Source organism: Blattabacterium cuenoti, assembly GCF_014252455.1.
In the GTDB taxonomy this organism is placed as follows: Bacteria; Bacteroidota; Bacteroidia; order Flavobacteriales; family Blattabacteriaceae; genus Blattabacterium; species Blattabacterium cuenoti_R.
The window spans coordinates 397080-413019 of record NZ_CP060245.1 but is presented as its reverse complement, the minus strand read 5'-3'; the positions used below and the strand labels follow the sequence as shown (position 1 = coordinate 413019).

Here is a 15940-nt window from a genome sequence, read left to right as displayed (position 1 = left end):
TTTTTTTAGGAAGGATTTATTATGGAGCAAGCGAACTATATCACATCGCTACAACCTAATTACCTTTGCTGCGTTCCCACCCTGGAGGGGTTTATAGGGAGCAGATTGTATAGTACTTGCTCCAAGTTTGTCAAATATAAAAAAAAATTATAAATTATTCCTTTTTTTAAAAAAATTATTCCTCATTTATGGAAACAAAATATGTTTTTGTTACAGGAGGTGTTACTTCTTCTTTAGGAAAAGGAATTATTTCTTCTTCATTAGGGATGTTATTAAAAAATAGAGGATATAAAGTAACAATTCAAAAATTAGATCCTTATTTTAATATTGATTCAGGAACATTAAATCCATATGAGCATGGAGAATGTTTTGTTACTAAAGATGGAGTTGAAACAGATTTAGATTTAGGACATTATGAACGTTTTTTAAATCAATCTACTACAAAAGAAAATAATATTACTTCTGGATTAATATATAAAACTGTTATTGACAATGAAAGAAAAGGACTTTATTTAGGAAAAACAGTGCAAGTAATACCTCATATAACCAATGAAATTAAAAGACGTATAAAAATTTTAGAAACAATTAATAATTATGATATAATTATTATTGAAATAGGTGGAACTGTTGGAGATATAGAAAGTCTTCCATATATTGAATCAGTACGTCAATTAAAATGGGAATTAGGAAAATTTAATGGAATAGTTATTCATTTAACGTTATTACCTTATATAAAATCTACAGGGGAAATAAAAACTAAACCGACTCAACATTCTATTAGAAAATTAATGGAAAATGGTATTAAAGCTGATATTTTAGTTTGTAGAACAGAAAAACATATAACAAAAAATATTCGTAAAAAATTAGCATTATTTTGTAATGTTCAATTAAAAAATGTAATAGAATCTATTAATACTAATATTATATATAATATTCCATGTTTATTACATAAACAAAATTTTGATAAAGAAGTTTTAAATAATTTAAATTTATCTTCTTTAATTCATCCAAATTTAAAAAATTGGAAAATTTTTATCAAAAAATATAAAAATCCTAAATATGAAATTACTATAGCTTTAGTAGGAAAATATGTATCATTACATGATTCTTATAAATCTATAACAGAAGCTTTAATTCATGCAGGAACAGAAAAAGAAATTTTTATTAATATTAAATGGATATATTCTGGAATAATTAAAAAAACAAATATTAAAGATTATTTTAATGGAATTTCTGGTATTTTGATAGCACCTGGATTTGGAACCAGAGGAATAGAAGGAAAAATACTTGTAGCGAAATATGCAAGAGAAAATCAAATTCCTTTTTTAGGAATATGTTTAGGAATGCAAATAGCAATTATAGAATTTGCTAGAAATGTTTTAAATATGAAAAAAGCTGAAAGTCATGAAACTAATCCAGAGACTTCATGTCCAGTTATTAGTTTAATGGAAGATCAAAAAAATATGTTAAAAAAAGGAGGAACTATGCGTTTAGGAAATTGGAAATGTTCTTTATTAGAAGGATCTAAAATTTTTGATATTTATGGTAAAAAAAAAGTAATTTTTGAAAGACATAGACATAGATATGAATTTAATAATGCTTATATAAATGTTTTTTCTAATGCAGGAATGAAACCTGTAGGTATTAATCCTGAAACAGGATTAGTAGAAGCTGTTGAATTATATAATCATATTTTTTTTTTAGGAGTACAATATCATCCAGAATATACAAGTACAGTAAATAATCCTCATCCTATATTTACTTATTTTGTACAAATTTCTAAAAATTATAATAATAATTATAATAATTATCATTATATATGAAAAATAAAAATTTAGATTACAATTATATAATAGGATTAATAATAATATTATGTATTGTAATTTTTTTTACATTTTTTTTAGATAGAGAATTTTTAATAGAAAAAGAACAAAAAGGAATAACATCATTATATAATGATGTTAATTTATATGAAAAGGAAAAAACAATTTATGATAATAAAATAAAAAATAATTTTATTTTAGAAAATAAAGTTTTAAAATTTAAAATTTCTAATTTAGGTGGTGGGATTGATGAAGTTTTTTTAAAAAAATATAAAGCTTATAATAATATTGATTCATTACATAATAAGAATCTTTTTTTAATTAAAAATTCTAGTTTTTTATATAAAATGATTTTTTATAAAAAAAAAAATTCTTTAAAAAAGAATGAATTTATTAATACTAATTTTTTATATTTTTATCCAGTTTTTTTTAAAAAAAACATCTTAATTTTAAGAGCAAATAATCCATATGGAAAAGGATATATAGAATATTTATATTCTTTAAAAGAAAATGAATATAATATTCGTTTTATTGTAAGGACTATTGATTTTTATCCAAAAAATGAAAAAGTATCAATTTTTTTAGAACAAAAAATATTTTCTTTAGAGAAAGATAGAGATTGGGAAAATTCTTACACTCAAGGATACGTTTCTTATAAAAAGAATATTCATAATATACATTCTAAAATAGATTATTTATCTGAAAAAAAGAATGAAAAAAAATATTTATCTAATGTAAATTGGATAGCTTATAAACAACAATTTTTTGCATCTATTTTTATGATGGATAAATCTTTTCAAGATTTTTATATTTTTTCTGAAAATTTTTCATCAGGAAATTTTTTAAAAAAAATACAATCTAAAGTTAATTTAAAAATTAAAAAAAATGAAGAATTAAATATTCCTTTTCAATTTTATTTTGGTCCATTAAATTTTAATTTAATAAAAAATTATAATAGAAATTTAGAAAATATTATTCCGTTTGGATGGGGTTTTTTAAAATGGATTAATAAATATTTTTTTTTATTAATTTTTCAGTTTTTAGAAAAAACTAATTTAAATTATGGAATTATTATTATTTTAATGACTATTGTAGTTAAATTAATATTATCTCCAATAACTTATAAACAATATAAATTAAATGCGATGATGAAATTAATTCGTCCAGAATTAGACGAATTAAATAATAAATTGAAAAATTCAGATCCTTTAAAAAAACAAAGGGAAATAATGAAATTATATAAAAAAGTAGGAATTAATCCTATGTCTGGATGTCTATCTACTATTTTTCAAATTCCTATTTTTTATTCATTATTTAAATTTTTTCCAACTTTAATTAATTTGAGAGGAAAATCATTTTTATGGGTAGATGATTTAACATCATATGATTCTATTTATAAAATACCATTTACTATACCATTTTATGGTAATCATGTTAGTTTATTAACTTTATTATATTCTTTAGCTCTTTTATTATATACCAAAATAAATAATAACAATGATAAAAATAATGATTATAATAAAAATAATATGCCAAATATGAATTTTTTATTATATTTGATGCCTATAATGATGTTATTATTTATAAATAGTTATGCTTCTGCTTTATCTCTTTATTATTTAATATCTAATATTATTAATATTAGTTTAATTTTTATTATTAAAAAATATATTTTGAATGAGAAAAAAATTTTTAATATAATTCAAAAAAATAAAAAAAAATAATTTTTTATTTTATATAATTAATTTTATTTCTTTTTGAGAAAAAAAAGATATTTTTTTATTATTATAAAGTTCAATAACTATATTTCCTGTTTTTGTTATATTTCTAATAATTCCACTTATAATTTTTTTTTTATAATTAGAAGAATAAATATAAAAAAAAGATATTTTATCTTTTAAATAAAGATTATTAATATAATAATTTCTAATAAAAATTTCACCGTAATTTTTAAAAAAAATATATTCTTTTTGAATTGAAAAAATTATTTTATTCAATAATTTTTTTAAATTAAATTGTTTTTTTAAAATTTTTTTTAAAGAAGATGCATTAATTTTATTATCAAAATCAGTTTGATTTACATTTAATCCAATTCCAATAATAAAAGTATGTATTTTTTTATAAAAAATATTATTTTCTATTAATATTCCTCCTATTTTTTTTTTTTTAAAAAAAATATCATTTGGCCATTTTATCCAAAAATTTTTATTATAATTTAATAAAATTTTATGAATAGCATTACTAATAATAACATTAATTATATATCCTTTATGTATAGGGAGTATTAATGATTGTAAAATAATACTAAAAGTTAAATTTTTTCCTTTTTCTGTAATCCAATAATTATTTCTAAAACCTTTTCCATTCTTTTGATTGAAAGACAAAATAATAGTCCAATTTTTTTTATATTTTATAATATTTTTTTTTGCATATTGATTAGTAGAATCAACTTTTTTTAATAAAATTAGATATATTGGCCAAATAAATTTTTTCAAATTTTTTAATTTAAAAAAATTACTTTTTTTTACAGTGAAAATTTTATTTTTGTTAAAAAAAATAACTATAAATTTTATATAAAATATATAAGTTTTGTTATTAAAAAAAATTATAGAAGGAATTAAAATTGTAAAAGGTCAAAATATATCTATTTTAGATTTAAAAAATAGGAATAATTTTATTTGTGATTATTTTATTATTTGTGAAGGAAAATCTCAAAATCAAGTTTATGCTATATTTCAATCTATAGAAAAAACTACAATTAAAACATTAAATCAAACACCTTGGCACATAGAAGGAATAAAAAATGGAGAATGGATTTTAATAGATTATATTTCTATAGTTGTACATATTTTTCAAACAAAAATTAGATTACATTATAATATAGAAAATCTTTGGAAAAAAAATTAATAAATAAACTTGATTTATATTAAAATAAATGAAGAAAATTTATGATAAATAAAAAAGTCAAAAGTAAAAATAACTTTTTTTGGATATATGCTGTAATATTAGCCATATTTTTAGGTATATTTTTTTTAAAATCTTCTTTTTATAATCCTAAAAAAATAAATCAAGATTATTTTTTTAAAATTTTTATAAAAGGAGATGTTAAAAAAATAATCATAAAACATAGAGAATTAGTTTTAGTTTATTTAAAAAAAGAAAATTTATCATATACAGATAGAATAAATCCATTTATAAATAGAAAAAAAATTATGACAAATTCTTTTCAATATGAATTTGAAATAGGAGATTTACAATTTTTTCAAAGAAAATTTGAAGAATATAAAAAAAAATATCATTTAAATACTATTATTGATTTTAAAAATCAACAAGAATATACTATTACTAAATTTTTTTTTGATTATGGAATATTTTTAATATTATTAATTATTTTTTGGGTTTTTATTTTCCGAAAAATAGGTGCTACTGGTGGTGGACCTGGTGGACAAATATTTAATATTGGAAAATCTAGAGCTAGATTATTTGATGAAAGTGATAATATAAAAATAACATTTAAAGATGTTGCTGGTTTAGAAGGAGCTAAAGAAGAAGTTCAAGAAATTGTAGAATTTTTAAAAAGTCCTAAAAAATATACTAAATTAGGGGGTAAAATCCCAAAAGGAGCACTTTTAATAGGAGCCCCCGGTACTGGAAAAACTTTATTAGCAAAAGCTGTAGCAGGAGAAGCAAAAGTTCCATTTTTTTCTTTATCTGGTTCTGATTTTGTAGAAATGTTTGTAGGAGTTGGAGCTTCTAGAGTAAGAGATTTATTTGAAAAAGCTAAAGATAAATCACCATGTATAATTTTTATAGATGAAATAGATGCTATAGGAAGAGCTAGAGGAAAAAGTAGTATCGCTGGATCTAATGATGAAAGAGAAAATACTTTAAATCAATTATTGACAGAAATGGATGGTTTTGGGACTCATACTAATGTTATTGTTTTAGCAGCAACTAATAGATCCGATATTTTAGATAAAGCATTACTTCGTCCTGGACGTTTTGATCGTACTATATTAGTAGATCCACCTGAATTAAATGAAAGAAAAGAAATATTTCAAGTACATTTAAAAAAATTAATATTATCTAAAAAAGTAGATATTGATTTTTTAGCAAGACAAACACCAGGATTTAGTGGAGCGGATATTGCTAATATTTGTAATGAATCAGCATTGATTGCTGCTAGAAAAAATAGATCTCAAATAGAAAATAAAGATTTTTTAGATGCGATAGATCGTATTATAGGAGGATTGGAAAAGAAAAATAAAATTATTAAACCAAATGAAAAAAAAAGAATAGCTTATCATGAAGCTGGACATGCGATGATTAGTTGGTTATTAGAACATGCAGCTCCTTTAGTTAAAGTAACCATTGTTCCTAGAGGAAAATCTTTAGGATCAGCGTGGTATCTTCCTGAAGAAAGACAACTAACTACTCCAGAACAAATGAAAGATGAAATATGTGCTTTATTAGCTGGAAGATCAGCAGAAGAAATTATTTTTAATAGTATTTCTACTGGAGCTTTAAATGATTTAGAAAAAGTAACGAAACAAGCACAATCTATGGTAGTAATTTTTGGTTTAAATGAAAAAATAGGAAATATTTCTTATTATGATTCCACAGGACAAAATGAATTTACTTTTTCTAAACCTTATAGTGAAAAAACTGCTCAAATTATTGATGAAGAAATTTCTAAAATTATTAATGAACAATATAAAAGAGCTAAAAATATATTAAAAAATAATGAAAAAAAATTATCTTTATTGGCTAATAAATTATTGGAAAAAGAAGTTCTTTTTAGAGAAGATTTAAAAAATATCTTTGGAGAAAGATCATTTTCATGTTAAATAATATAAAAAAATACAAAAAAAATAAAAAAGAATTTTTAATCAGATTTTTTTATGGATTAATTTATGTTTTTTTAATTCTTTTTTCTATTGAAAAAGGAGAAAAATTTTTTAGAGTTATTATGATGTTTCTGTCTATTTTATGTTTTATTGAATTTTTAATAATTTTAAAAACAAATATTTTATTAATTAAATTATCTTCCTTTATTTTATTATTTTCAATTATTTTAGATATTTTTATGTCAAAAGGTTTATATTTATATATAATATGTTTTATTCCTTATTTTATTATATTTTTTACTATTCAATTATTTTCTATAAAATATTCTAATAAAGAAAAATATATACAAATTAGTAATTTAATTGTTGGATTAGTTTATATCATAATTCCTTTTTATTTAGCTTCTTATATGTATACAAAATATAATAAAGGTAAAGAATTAATATTAGGGACTTTTATACTTATATGGATTAATGATACTTTATCCTATTTAATAGGAAAAAAATGGGGAAAAAGAAAAATTTCTGTATCTATATCTCCTAAAAAATCAATAGAAGGTATTATAGGAGGATTTTTTTTTAGTTTTATATTTGGTATTTTTTTGTATAAAATATGGATAGATAAATATTGGTTAATATTTTCTGTTATTATTCCAATTTTTTCTACAATAGGAGATCTTGTAGAATCAACTATTAAAAGATTTTGTAATGTGAAAAATTCAGGAATATTGTTTCCTGGCCATGGTGGGTTTTTAGATAGATTAGATAGTTTTATATTTGTTATTCCGATTATAGCTACTATAATAGAGACTACTATTATCATTAAATAATTAATATGATTCATAAAGAAGGATATTCTTTTTTATTATATTTTTTAATTTTATTTTTAATAATAATTTTATTTTCTATTTTTTTATTTTCTAAATTAATTATATTAATAATTTCTTGTTGTTTAATTATATTTTATTGTTTTTTTTTATTTTTTTTTAGAAATCCAAAAATAATTATTAATAATAAAAATAATAAAGAAATACTTTCACCTGCTGATGGAAAAATTGTTAAAATTAAAAAACTTTTTGAAAATGAATTTTTACATCATGATTGTATTTGTATTTCTATTTTTATGTCTCCATTAAATGTCCATGTAAATAGATTTCCTATATCTGGAAAAATTATTTATGTAAAATATTATCCAGGTAAACATTTTTTAGCATGGAATGATAAATCTTCAATATATAATGAAAGAACAACTCTTGTTATAGAAGAAAAAAATACAAAAAAAAATTTTTTATTGAGACAAATAGCAGGTTTTTTAGCCCGTCGTATTAAAATTTATGCTAAAAAAAATTCTTTTGCTATAAAAGGTAAAGAATTTGGTTTTATTAAATTTGGATCTAGAATAGATCTTTATCTTCCTTTAAAATCTATTCTATTGATTCAAAAAGGTGATTATGTTTTTGGGGGAAAAACAATTATAGCTGAAGTTACTTAACTTCTTCGTATTCAACGTCTTGCACGTTTTCAGTTCCTTTATTATTTTTTTTATTTTCTGGATTATTAGTTTTATTATTTTTTGTTGTATTAGTCGTTTTATTTTTATCAGAATAAATATCTTGTGATGCTTGTGTCCATGCTTGATTTAATTTATTCATACAAGTATCTATATTATTAATATCTTTTTTATTATAAGCTTTTTTTAATTCTTCTAATAAAGATTCAATATTTTTTTTATTATTTTCTGATAATTTTTCTCCATAATCTTTTAATTGTTTTTCAGTTTGAAAAATTTGATTATCAGCCATATTTAATTTATCTATTTTACCTTTAATTTTTTCATCTTTTTTAGCATTTTCTTCTGCTTCTCTTTTCATTCTAGATACTTCATCTTGATTTAATCCTGATGAAGTTTCAATTCGAATAGATTGTTCTTTATTTGTTCCCTTATCTTTAGCTGAAACATTTAATATTCCATTAGCATCAATATCAAAAATAACTTCTATTTGAGGTGTTCCTCTTGGAGCTGGAGGAATATCTACTAAATCAAATCTCCCTATTTCTTTATTATCATTAAACATTGGTCTTTCTCCTTGACCTACTCTAATAGTTACAGCGGATTGATTATCTGCTGCTGTAGAAAAAATTTCTGATTTTTTGGTAGGAATAGTAGTATTAGATTCTATTAATTTAGTAAAAACGCTACCTAAAGTTTCAATTCCTAAAGATAAAGGAGTAACATCTAATAATAAAACATCTTGAACATCTCCACTTAAAACTCCTCCTTGTATAGCAGCACCTATAGCGACTACTTCATCTGGATTTACATTTTTAGATGGTTGTTTTTGAAAAAAGGTTTTTACTTCTTCTTGAACTTTTGGAATACGTGTAGACCCTCCAACTAAAATAATTTCATCTATATCTTTAATAGTTAAATTTGCAGATTTTAATGCTTTATTACAAGGATTAATAGAACGACGAATTAAATTTTCAGATAATTGTTCAAATTTAGAACGAGTTAATTTTATAACTAAATGTTTTGGACCAGAATCTGTAGCGGTGATATATGGTAAATTAATTTCTGTTTGTTTAGAAGATGATAATTCTATTTTTGCTTTTTCAGAAGCTTCCTTTAAACGTTGTAATGCCATAGGATCTTTTCTTAGATCAATTTTTTCTTGATATTTAAATTCATTAGCTAAATAATTAATAATGATTTGATCAAAATCATCTCCACCTAAATGAGTATCACCATTAGTGGAAAGTACTTCAAAAACACCATCTCCTAATTCTAAAATAGAAACATCAAAAGTTCCTCCACCCAAGTCATAAACTACAATTTTTTTATTTTGATGAGATTTATCTAATCCATATGCTAATGCTGCTGCAGTAGGTTCATTAATAATTCTTTCTACTTTTAGTCCAGCTATTTCTCCCGCTTCTTTAGTAGCTTGTCTTTGTGCATCATTAAAATATGCAGGAACAGTAATAACTGCTTTATTAATTATTTTACCTAAATAATCTTCTGCTGTTTTTTTCATTTTTTGAAGAATCATAGCAGATATTTCTTGAGGTGCATATAATCTATTATCAATACTTACTCTAGGAGTATTATTATTTCCTTTAATTATTTTATATGGAAAATTTTTGATTTCTTCTGAAATTTCAGAAAAATTTCTTCCCATAAAACGTTTTATAGAAAAAATAGTTTTTTGTGGATTAGTTACTGCTTGTCTTTTTGCTGGATCTCCTATTTTTCTTTCTCCTCCATCGATAAAAGCGACTATAGATGGAGTAGTTCTTTTTCCTTCTGAATTAGGGATAACAATAGGATCATTTATTTCCATAACTGAAACACAAGAATTTGTAGTTCCTAAATCTATTCCTATAATTTTACTCATGTTTTTTAATACATTTTTTTTATATATTCATGTTCAATCATTATGCCATAATAAAATTTTTAATAAATATGGCAAATTTAAACTAAAAAAATTTTATTATTAATATGACAAAAAGACATATTTATATCTTATAATTTTAAAAATTTTCATATTTTTATATATTAAAATTTTATAAAAAAATGGATTTTTTAAGTTTTAAAACTAATTCAAAAAATAAAATAAATTATAATAAAAAATGGGTTATTATTGATGCTAATAATCAATATCTTGGAAGATTAGCGTCTAAAATATCTTTAATAATAAGAGGGAAACATAAATCCTATTTTTCTCCAAATATAGATTGTGGTGATTATGTAATAGTAATTAATTCTACAAAAATTAAATTATCTGGAAAAAAATGGATGCAAAAAAAATATATTTATTATACAGGGTATCCTGGTGGACAAAAAATTATTTCTATTAAAGATCTTTTTAAAAAAAATCCTAATAAATTATTATATAAATCTGTAAAAGGTATGTTACCTAAAAATAGGTTAAGTCAAAAAATAATTAAAAATCTTCATATTTATCAAAAAGAGAAACATAACCATAAAGCTCAAAAACCTTTTTTAATAAAAAATTAAAATGATTATTCATACTATAGGAAGAAGAAAAAGATCATTAGCTCGTATATATTTAACATATGGGAATGGAAAAATTATTATTAATTCTAAAGATTATAAAAAATATTTTATAAAAAATATTAATATAAAAATATTATATCCATTTCAAATAATAAATAATAATAAATTTGATATTTTTATTAAAGTTTGTGGAGGTGGATTTAATGGTCAAGCAGAAGCTATTCGATTAGCGATAACTAGAGCTCTTTGTAAATTAGATATAAAAAATAGAAATGTATTAAAATCTAAAGGATTATTAACTAGAGATTCTAGAGAAGTAGAAAGAAAGAAATTTGGACAAAAAAAAGCAAGAAAAAAATTTCAGTTTTCAAAACGTTAAAAAATAAATAAAATTATCAAAAAAAATGGATATTAATATTCAAGATTTATTGAAAGCTGGAGTCCATTTTGGACATTTAACTCGAAAATGGAATCCAAATATGCGACCTTTTATTTTTATGAAAAAATCTGGGATTCATATTATAGATTTATCAAAAACTATAATAAAATTAAAAGAAGCTTGTATAGGTTTAAAAAAAATAATTTCTATAGGAAAAAAAGTTTTATTTGTAGGAACAAAAGAACAAGCTAAAGAAAAAGTTTGTTTATATGCAAAAAAAATTAATATGCCTTGTGTAACAGAAAGATGGTTAGGTGGACTTTTAACTAATTTTACTACTATTCGTAAATCTGTTAAAAAAATGAATAATATAGAAAAAATGAAAAAGAATGGAACATTTGATACATTATCAAAAAAAGAACGTTTATCTATTAATAAATTATATATGAAATTATATAAAAATTTAGGAAGTATATCTACTATGAATCATTTACCTGGAGGTATTTTTTTAATTGATCCTTATAAAGAAAAAATAGCTTTATCTGAAGCAAAAAAATTAAATATTCCAATTTTTGCAATAATAGATACTAATACAAATCCACATGGGATAGAATATCCCATTCCATCTAATGATGATTCTTCTAAATCTATTAATATTATTTTAGAATTTATAATAAATACTATAAAACAAACAAATAATAAAAAAGTATAAGAAATTAAAATATTATTATGAAAAGTTCTTTAGTAGATAAAATTAAAAAACTTAGAAAAATAACTGGTATTGGGTTTATGGATTGTAAAATTGCTCTTATAAAAACAAATGAAAATTTTGATAAAGCTATTTTTTGGTTAAAAACAAAAGGGGAAAAAATAGCTTTAAATCGTTCATTTATTGAAACTAAAGAAGGAGGAGTTATATCATCAATAACAATGGATCATACTATTGGTACTATTATTGGATTAAGTTGTGAAACTGATTTTCTTTCTAAAAGTAGAATTTTTTTAAAATTTTTAAATTTTTTATCTAAACATTCTTTATTATTTAAAAATAAAAAAGAATTTTTATCTAGTTTATACAAAAAACAAAGTATTCAAGATCTTATTTTTGAAAAAATGGGAATTATTGGTGAAAAATTAGAATTAAAAATTTTTGAAAGAATAGAATCATTATTTGTCATGAATTATACTCATCATAATAATAAAATAGCAACTTTAATAGGATTTAATAAAAATGTTAATAACAATATAGCAAAAAATATAGCAATGCATATTACAGCTATGAATCCTATTACTATAGATAAAGATAAAATTCCAAATGATTTAATAAAACAAGAAATTGAAATTATTCATAAACAAATTAAAATAGAAAAACTTCCATATGATAAAAAAGAAAAAATAGTTTCAGGTAAATTAAAAAAATTTATATCAGAGAATACTTTATTAAATCAAAAATTTATAAAAAATAATAAAATTACTATTAAAGAATATCTTAAAAAAAGTGATAAAAATATAAAAATTAATTTTTTTATAAGAAAAAGAATATGAAAAAATTAATATTAATAATATTGGATGGATGGGGATTATCTAAAAATAATTTAATATTTTCTTCTGTTTCTGCTATAGAAAAAGCTCATACTCCATTTATAGATTATTGTTATAAAATTTATCCATGGAGTAAATTATCAGCTTCTGGATTATCTGTTGGGTTACCAAAAGGACAAATGGGAAATTCAGAAATAGGACATATGAATTTAGGATCTGGAAGAAAAATTATTCAAAATTTAGAAAAAATTAATTTTTCAATAAAAATGAATTCTTTAAAAGAAAAAATTAATTTTATTTTTGATTATATTCTTTATTCAAAAAAACAACTTCATTTAATTGGATTATTATCTGATGGAGGCATTCATTCTCATATCAATCATCTTTTTTATTTAATAAAAATAGCTCATAGAAAAAATATAAAAAAAATATTTATACATGCTTTTACAGATGGAAGAGATACATCCCCAACAAAAGGTTTATTTTTTATAAAAAAATTATTAATGGTAATGAAAAATAATGTAGGAAAATTAGCATCAGTTATTGGAAGATATTATTCAATGGATAGAGATAATAGATGGGATAGGACAAAAAAAGCGTATGATGCTATGGTTACTTCAAAAGGAATATATGTGAAAAATATTTTAGAATATTTAAATTTTTCTTATAAAAAAGGAAAAACAGATGAATTTTTATCTCCAGTGATAATTACTGATTTATTAGGTAAACCTATTACTAGGATAAAAAAAGGAGATGTGGTTCTGTCTTTTAATTTTCGTTCGGATCGTATGAGACAAATTACAGAATTATTAACAAATAATTTAAATAAAAAAAATTTTTTTTATAAAAAAATACAAAAATTAAATTTGTATTATATTACTATGACTTGTTATAATGATAAATATAAAAATGTTTATGTAATTTTTAAAAAAAAAAATCTTATTCATACTTTAGGTGAAATTTTAGAATCAGAAGGAAAAAAACAAATTCGTATTGCTGAAACAGAAAAATATCCACATGTTACTTTTTTTTTTTCAGGTGGACGTGAAAAGCCTTTTGATGGAGAAATAAGAATATTATGTGATTCTCCTAAAGTGTCTACTTATGATTTACAACCTAAAATGAGTGCAAAAAAAATTGTAGATAAAATTGTTCCTGAATTAAGAAGAAAAAAAACTAATTTTATTTGTTTAAATTTTGCTAATCCGGATATGGTAGGGCATACAGGAAAAATGGGAAAAACAATACAAGCTTGTGAATTTGTGGATAAATGTGTAAAAATTTGTTCTGAAGAAGCTATTAGAAATGATTATTCAATAATAATAGTTGGTGATCATGGAAATGCTGATTATATGATTAATATGGATGGAAGTCCTAATACTAATCATAGTAATGCTTTAGTTCCATTTATTTTAATAGATTCTATTTATAATAAAAAAAATTTTTTAAGAAAAAAAGCTATTTTATCAGATGTTGCTCCTACAATACTTCAATTATTAAATTTAAAAAAACCTTCTATTATGAATGGGAGATCTATAATTAAAAAAAATATTTTTTTATAAAAAAAATGATAATAAAAACAAAAGAAGAAATACTATTGATTAAAAAAAGTGCTTTTTTAGCATCTAAAACACTAGGAATGTTAGCTAAAGAAGTAAAACCTGGAGTTAATACTCTTTATTTAGATCATTTAGCTGAAAATTTTATTCGTGATAATGGGGGAATTCCAGCTTTTTTAGGTTTATATAATTTTCCAAATACTTTGTGTGTTTCGCCTAATTATCAAGTAGTTCATGGAATTCCTAATAAAAAATATTTATCTGAAGGAGATATTTTATCTATAGATTGTGGTGTTTATATGAATAAATTTTATGGTGAACATGCTTATACTTTTGAAGTAGGAGAAGTTTCGAATAAAATTAAAAAATTTCTTTATTGTTCAAAAAAATCTCTTTATATTGGATTATCTAAATGTAAAATTGGAAATTATATAGGAGATATTGGATATTATATACAATCTTATATCGAAAAAAATGGATATAGTATAGTAAAAGATTTTGTAGGACATGGATTAGGAAAAAAAATGCATGAAGATCCTAAAGTTCCAAATTTTGGAAAAAAAGGAAAAGGATTAAAATTACAAGAAGGTTTAGTTTTATCTATTGAACCAATGATAAATCAAGGAAAACCAGATGTTATATTTCATAATGATGGATGGACTATAACAACTTTTGATAAAAGTTTATCATCTCATTATGAACATAATGTAGCTATTGTTGATGGATCTCCTTGTTTACTATCTACTTTTTCTTATATTTATAAAGAACTTAATATTAAATCTTCAGAAGAAAAACCTTTTAAAAATAAAAATATTTATATTAATTAATTAATTTTTTTATTAATCATTAATTAATTACAAATTATATATATAATTTGTATTCATTTTATTTTAATTTAGAATAAAATATGCCAACTATACAACAATTAATAAGAAAAGGAAGAACATCAGTTCTTAAAAAAAGAAAATCTATTGCATTAGATTTTTGTCCTCAAAGAAGAGGTGTTTGTATTAGAGTATATACAACAACACCAAAAAAACCTAATTCTGCTATGAGGAAAGTTGCACGTGTTCGTTTTTCCAATGGAAAAGAGGTAATTAGTTACATAACTGGAGAAGGGCACAATTTACAAGAACATTCTATTGTTTTAGTAAAAGGTGGAAGAGTAAAAGATTTACCTGGAGTAAAATATAAAATAATTAGAGGAGCTCGTGATACAGCTGGAGTTAATGGAAGAAAAAAAAGTAGAAGTAAATATGGAGCAAAAATTTCTAAAAAAAGTAAATAATTAATGAGAAAAATAAAAAGGAAAAAAAAAATATATTATCCAGATCCAAAATATCAGGACATTTTAGTAAGTAGATTTATTAATCATTTAATGAAAAATGGAAAAAAAAATTTAGCATATAAAATATTTTATAAAGCAATGGATAAAATTGATGATTTAAATAATAAAAAGGAAAAAAAATCTTCTTTAGAAATTTGGAAAAAAAGTTTAAAAAATTTAATGCCTAATGTAGAAATTAGAAGTCGTCGAATGGGAGGATCTAATATTCAAATTCCAGTCCCTTTATCTTATGAAAATCAAATAACAAAAGCTATAAAATTATTAATAAATAGTGCTACTCTTAGAAAAGAAAAAACAATGTCTTATAAATTAGCTTATGAAATATTAGATGCTTTTCAAGAACAAGGAGAGGCTATTAAAAGAAAAGAAAATATTCATAAAATGGCAGAAGCTAATAAAGCTTTTTCTCATTTTAGATTTTAAA

Annotated in this window: 16 protein-coding genes and 1 other RNA gene; 14 read left to right on the top strand and 3 right to left on the bottom strand. The window is 21.4% G+C overall.

The window, feature by feature from the left end; translation table 11 throughout:
• Positions 1-21 precede the first annotated feature (21 nt).
• Positions 22-122: signal recognition particle sRNA small type (ffs, locus tag H0H56_RS02030), an RNA gene on the bottom strand.
• Positions 123-188: 66 nt separating this feature from the next.
• Here ffs and H0H56_RS02025 point away from each other — a divergent pair.
• Positions 189-1823, top strand: coding sequence for a CTP synthase (locus H0H56_RS02025; RefSeq protein WP_185873690.1), 1635 nt, complete (start codon positions 189-191; stop codon positions 1821-1823).
• Positions 1820-3547 carry a membrane protein insertase YidC gene (yidC, locus tag H0H56_RS02020; RefSeq protein WP_185873689.1) on the top strand — a complete coding sequence of 576 codons (1728 nt, stop codon included), beginning with the start codon at positions 1820-1822 and terminating at the stop codon, positions 3545-3547. The genes H0H56_RS02025 and yidC overlap by 4 nt, the downstream gene beginning before the upstream one ends.
• A 9-nt stretch (positions 3548-3556) precedes the next feature.
• On the opposite strand, the gene H0H56_RS02015 is transcribed toward yidC, so the two are convergent.
• The gene (locus H0H56_RS02015) at positions 3557-4318 is read right to left on the bottom strand and encodes a biotin--[acetyl-CoA-carboxylase] ligase (RefSeq protein WP_185873688.1); all 762 of its coding nucleotides are present in this window, start codon (positions 4316-4318) and stop codon (positions 3557-3559) included.
• A 94-nt stretch (positions 4319-4412) separates the two neighbouring features.
• Between H0H56_RS02015 and rsfS the strand changes: the two genes are divergently transcribed.
• From rsfS to H0H56_RS01995, 4 genes are read left to right on the top strand one after another with little or no spacing between them, the layout of a single operon-like run.
• Positions 4413-4730, top strand: a complete 318-nt coding sequence (rsfS, locus tag H0H56_RS02010; protein WP_185873687.1) for a ribosome silencing factor — start codon at positions 4413-4415, stop codon at positions 4728-4730.
• A 41-nt stretch (positions 4731-4771) separates the two neighbouring features.
• Positions 4772-6670 (top strand): ATP-dependent zinc metalloprotease FtsH, encoded by a 1899-nt coding sequence (ftsH, locus tag H0H56_RS02005; protein WP_185873686.1) that lies wholly within the window; start codon positions 4772-4774, stop codon positions 6668-6670.
• The gene (locus tag H0H56_RS02000; RefSeq protein WP_185873685.1) at positions 6664-7500 is read left to right on the top strand and encodes a phosphatidate cytidylyltransferase; all 837 of its coding nucleotides are present in this window, start codon (positions 6664-6666) and stop codon (positions 7498-7500) included. Before ftsH ends, H0H56_RS02000 begins: the two co-directional genes overlap by 7 nt.
• A 5-nt stretch (positions 7501-7505) precedes the next feature.
• The gene (locus H0H56_RS01995; RefSeq protein ID WP_185873684.1) at positions 7506-8162 is read left to right on the top strand and encodes a phosphatidylserine decarboxylase family protein; all 657 of its coding nucleotides are present in this window, start codon (positions 7506-7508) and stop codon (positions 8160-8162) included.
• On the opposite strand, the gene dnaK is transcribed toward H0H56_RS01995, so the two are convergent.
• Complete coding sequence (gene dnaK / locus H0H56_RS01990) at positions 8155-10065, bottom strand: molecular chaperone DnaK (RefSeq protein ID WP_185873683.1); 1911 nt, start codon at positions 10063-10065, stop codon at positions 8155-8157. The two genes, H0H56_RS01995 and dnaK, sit on opposite strands and share 8 nt — an antisense overlap.
• Before the next feature lie 179 nt (positions 10066-10244).
• On the opposite strand from dnaK, the gene rplM reads away from it, so the two are divergent.
• The 8 genes from rplM to rpsG all read left to right on the top strand — a co-directional run bounded on the left by rplM (position 10245) and on the right by rpsG (position 15939).
• Positions 10245-10688, top strand: a complete 444-nt coding sequence (gene rplM / locus H0H56_RS01985) for a 50S ribosomal protein L13 (RefSeq protein ID WP_185873682.1) — start codon at positions 10245-10247, stop codon at positions 10686-10688.
• A gap of 1 nt (position 10689) precedes the next feature.
• Positions 10690-11067 (top strand): 30S ribosomal protein S9, encoded by a 378-nt coding sequence (rpsI, locus tag H0H56_RS01980; RefSeq protein ID WP_394798892.1) that lies wholly within the window; start codon positions 10690-10692, stop codon positions 11065-11067.
• Between the two features lie 25 nt (positions 11068-11092).
• Positions 11093-11779 carry a 30S ribosomal protein S2 gene (gene rpsB, locus H0H56_RS01975; protein WP_185873681.1) on the top strand — a complete coding sequence of 229 codons (687 nt, stop codon included), beginning with the start codon at positions 11093-11095 and terminating at the stop codon, positions 11777-11779.
• A 17-nt stretch (positions 11780-11796) separates the two neighbouring features.
• Entirely contained in the window at positions 11797-12612 is an 816-nt protein-coding gene (gene tsf, locus H0H56_RS01970) for a translation elongation factor Ts (RefSeq protein ID WP_185873680.1), read from the top strand.
• Complete coding sequence (gpmI, locus tag H0H56_RS01965) at positions 12609-14171, top strand: 2,3-bisphosphoglycerate-independent phosphoglycerate mutase (protein ID WP_185873679.1); 1563 nt, start codon at positions 12609-12611, stop codon at positions 14169-14171. Before tsf ends, gpmI begins: the two co-directional genes overlap by 4 nt.
• 8 nt (positions 14172-14179) lie before the next feature.
• The gene (map, locus tag H0H56_RS01960) at positions 14180-14995 is read left to right on the top strand and encodes a type I methionyl aminopeptidase (RefSeq protein ID WP_185874119.1); all 816 of its coding nucleotides are present in this window, start codon (positions 14180-14182) and stop codon (positions 14993-14995) included.
• An 80-nt stretch (positions 14996-15075) separates the two neighbouring features.
• A complete protein-coding gene (gene rpsL, locus H0H56_RS01955) occupies positions 15076-15456 on the top strand; it encodes a 30S ribosomal protein S12 (RefSeq protein WP_185873678.1) in 381 nt (126 codons plus the stop codon).
• A 3-nt stretch (positions 15457-15459) separates the two neighbouring features.
• Positions 15460-15939: a 30S ribosomal protein S7 gene (gene rpsG, locus H0H56_RS01950; protein WP_185873677.1), complete on the top strand. Its 480-nt coding sequence runs from the start codon at positions 15460-15462 to the stop codon at positions 15937-15939.
• The last annotated feature ends 1 nt before the right edge of the window (position 15940 follow it).

Coding starts and splice junctions, on each gene's coding strand:
- H0H56_RS02025 (WP_185873690.1), top strand. CDS start 189: ATGGAAACAAAATATGTTTTTGTTACAGGAGGTGTTACTTCTTCTTTA.
- yidC (WP_185873689.1), top strand. CDS start 1,820: ATGAAAAATAAAAATTTAGATTACAATTATATAATAGGATTAATAATA.
- ftsH (WP_185873686.1), top strand. CDS start 4,772: ATGATAAATAAAAAAGTCAAAAGTAAAAATAACTTTTTTTGGATATAT.
- H0H56_RS02000 (WP_185873685.1), top strand. CDS start 6,664: ATGTTAAATAATATAAAAAAATACAAAAAAAATAAAAAAGAATTTTTA.
- H0H56_RS01995 (WP_185873684.1), top strand. CDS start 7,506: ATGATTCATAAAGAAGGATATTCTTTTTTATTATATTTTTTAATTTTA.
- dnaK (WP_185873683.1), bottom strand. CDS start 10,065: ATGAGTAAAATTATAGGAATAGATTTAGGAACTACAAATTCTTGTGTT.
- rplM (WP_185873682.1), top strand. CDS start 10,245: ATGGATTTTTTAAGTTTTAAAACTAATTCAAAAAATAAAATAAATTAT.
- rpsI (WP_394798892.1), top strand. CDS start 10,690: ATGATTATTCATACTATAGGAAGAAGAAAAAGATCATTAGCTCGTATA.
- rpsB (WP_185873681.1), top strand. CDS start 11,093: ATGGATATTAATATTCAAGATTTATTGAAAGCTGGAGTCCATTTTGGA.
- tsf (WP_185873680.1), top strand. CDS start 11,797: ATGAAAAGTTCTTTAGTAGATAAAATTAAAAAACTTAGAAAAATAACT.
- gpmI (WP_185873679.1), top strand. CDS start 12,609: ATGAAAAAATTAATATTAATAATATTGGATGGATGGGGATTATCTAAA.
- rpsL (WP_185873678.1), top strand. CDS start 15,076: ATGCCAACTATACAACAATTAATAAGAAAAGGAAGAACATCAGTTCTT.
- rpsG (WP_185873677.1), top strand. CDS start 15,460: ATGAGAAAAATAAAAAGGAAAAAAAAAATATATTATCCAGATCCAAAA.